The following is a 571-nucleotide window of genomic DNA, read 5'->3' on the forward strand; positions in this document are numbered from 1 at the left end:
CTATCGCGAGGCTTTGGTCGAAGTCTAGCTGCGAGATGCCGAGGGCCCTGAGTCGGTTAGGCACGCTGACGCTGATACCAAGTTTGAAACCGTGGCCGCCCTGTGGGACAACCAGGTAGAGGTAGCGTTTGCTGTCCGAGGTCTCAGCGGCTTCCTGGGGGGCTGGATCCGTCATCCGATCACCTGTCCGCGGTCCTTGAGGTAAGCGTCTGATGGGCGGCATAGGGCGGGATTGGAGGGGTGCTGCTCGACTTCCCCATCTGATACCGCTCGAGCCATGTCTTCAGGCCAGTCAAGGCACGCAGCACTTACGGTAATCCAGAGCTCTTTGTGATGAGCGGGTCGAATGTGATCGCTTGGGACATCAATGATGTCACTCCAGTCTCCGTCGATGTATGGCATCACCTTCACAGGATCGTTGCCGGCTACCTCACACAACGCTGTGCCAGCTTTAACTCCAAAGAAATCCTTATCCAAAACCCCTGTTATCCATAACATGGCGTGTCTCCTGTCGCTCAAGATGCTGTTCAGTTCACTTTTCCCAGTGCCAGCTGAGTGGAGAATGCTGCTT

1 protein-coding gene is annotated in these 571 nt (G+C 55.9%); it reads right to left on the reverse strand.

The window, feature by feature from the left end:
• Nucleotides 1-171: 171 nt before the first annotated feature.
• On the reverse strand, nucleotides 172-571 hold a 400-nt coding region (locus ACGTN6_RS20920), incomplete at its 5' end, for a hypothetical protein (protein ID WP_394595028.1).

Origin of the sequence: Halomonas sp. B23F22_20 (assembly GCF_043496985.1) — a bacterium.
In the GTDB taxonomy this organism is placed as follows: Bacteria; Pseudomonadota; Gammaproteobacteria; order Pseudomonadales; family Halomonadaceae; genus Halomonas.